The organism is Schnuerera sp. (assembly GCF_035459645.1).
Lineage (GTDB): Bacteria > Bacillota > Clostridia > Tissierellales > Tepidimicrobiaceae > Schnuerera.
Genome location: NZ_DATHXO010000344.1, coordinates 1 through 2255 on the forward strand (window position 1 = coordinate 1; position 2255 = coordinate 2255).

General features: G+C 29.0%; 2 protein-coding genes. Both read right to left on the minus strand.

The window, feature by feature from the left end:
- On the minus strand, positions 1-642 hold a 642-nt coding region (locus VK998_RS08045), incomplete at its 3' end, for an ABC transporter ATP-binding protein (protein WP_325227459.1).
- Positions 643-810: 168 nt separating this feature from the next.
- A complete protein-coding gene (locus VK998_RS08050; RefSeq protein ID WP_325227460.1) occupies positions 811-2130 on the minus strand; it encodes a radical SAM/SPASM domain-containing protein in 1320 nt (439 codons plus the stop codon).
- Between the last annotated feature and the right edge of the window lie 125 nt (positions 2131-2255).

Genomic DNA, 2255 nt, shown 5'->3' on the forward strand with positions numbered 1-2255 from the left:
CTGCATATTATGAGTTGTAAATATTATAGTCTTTTGATATTGCTTATTCAATTCTTTGACAAATGATAATACTCTCCTTTTAGTTAATATATCTAATCCTATGGTAGGTTCATCTAGATAAATTACATCTGGCCAATGAATAAGGCTTCCAGCAAACTCACATCTCATCCTTTGGCCTAAGCTTAGTTTTCTCACCGGAATCTTCATGAATTCTCCTATGTTAAGTGTTTTATCTAGAAGTTTAATTCTTTTTTTATAGTCATCATTAGATACATTGTAAATCTTCTTCAATAATGTCAACGAATCCTGAACTGGCAAATCCCTCCATAATTGCCCTCGTTGTCCAAATACTACTCCTATCTTCATATTATTCTCTTTTCTATTTGTAAAAGGATCTAATTCATTAACTTTAATACTACCTGCATCAGGGTTAAGTATTCCACATAACATTTTTATTGTTGTCGATTTTCCAGCACCATTCAGACCAATGTATCCAATTAATTCTCCTTTATTTACAAAAAAACTAACTCCTTTGACAGCTTCTTTCTGAATGTATTCTCTGCAGATAAGATTTTTTAGAAAACTATTGTTTTTTTTAACAGGGATTACAAAAGTTTTTTTGATATTATCTACCTTTATCATAAAATCCTCCTTGCATTTCTATTAGCTCTGTAAACTTGAAGATAAAAGAATGTACATTCACTTCCTCGACAATTTTAGAATAAGCCTTAACATATTAAAAATAAAAATCAAAGCTATTCTATTGTATGAAATACTGCACTACCTCTATATCTAACTTGTGAAATATTTTTATTTAACCTCCCATTTATGGCAATAAGGATCGTTGTCAAAAACATTATCAGAAAATATATCAGAAATAGCTGGACAACCTCCAACACATAATCCATTTATGTAAGATTCACAAGAAGTACAAATATTACCCGCTTCAAGATTTCGCATGAATAAAAATTGCTCATTAAAATCCCATATTTCCTTTAGCGGTTTATCAAAAATAGATTCAGAATAAATCTTTCTTCTAGCAAAGACGTCTCTTAAGTGTACACATGGAAGTAAGTCACCATTTGATGATATAGTTACAATATACGAACCAGCAGCACATCTTTTTAGCCCTAATTCAGTACGAATCTCGTCATGCTCCAAAACAAATTCTCCATCTGGAGTAACAATCTTGCCAAATGCATATTGAGAAGATGCCGTTTTCATTGCAAATTCTTTTATACTTTTCTTCACCCTAACAATTTTATCCTTCCAAAGACTATCATTTAATTTAATGAGATTAACTTGCCCTTTACCTGCCCTTCCCGTTGGCATTATTAATGAAAAAGAAACATTAGTAATTTTATTTTCTAACAACATATCTAAATACTGATTTATAGTATCTATATTATAATTATTAATTACTGTATTGACACCAAAATTTAAATTATTATATTGCAAAAATCTAATTTTATCCATGACTTTTGAAAAATTCCCTTTGCCTCTAATTCTATCGTGGGCTTCTTCTATTCCATCTAATGAAATTGACACTCTGAAACATTGATTACTGTATTTAGAAAATGTATTTACAAATCTATCATTTATAAGTAAACCATTGGTGGTTATTTGTATTGTAAAACCTTCTTCTATTATTAATTCAATTATGTCATATATTCTTGGATGACATAAAGGTTCCCCACCAGTAATACTTATTTGGGGTACCCCTAATTTTTTTAATTGCATTAACACGTATCTAATGTCTTTCATATTCATTTCACTACCTTCTCCAAAATCCCCAAAACAATGTTTGCATCTTAAATTACAAATATCAGTAATAGTTAAATATGTTTTTATTGGTGCAGACAAAGATTTTTCAGTTGGCTCATTTATTATAATATCAGCATTAATTTTATTATCTTTAATTAAGTCAATTTTACTTAATTCTTCTATATATTCAACAACATTATTCCTATCATTATAGTCATAAATCCCTATTGTTTTTCGAATGCCTATTTTATCAATGTTAGAAATTATATCAAATCCAAACTGATCAATAAAATAAAATTCAAAAGTTTTTCTATCATATAAAAGTGCACCGAAATTTTCTTTTCTTAACAAAAACCTTAACCCCATATTAGACCCCTTTCTATTTTTAAAATAAATCACATCACAGGAGGTTTAACTCCTGTGATCTTGTTAGTCTACTCTAGGATGTGCATTTAAGCTAACCTTTTTTATAATTGGTTTTCTTTTTGCTT

Coding starts and splice junctions, on each gene's coding strand:
- VK998_RS08050 (WP_325227460.1), bottom strand. CDS start 2,130: ATGGGGTTAAGGTTTTTGTTAAGAAAAGAAAATTTCGGTGCACTTTTA.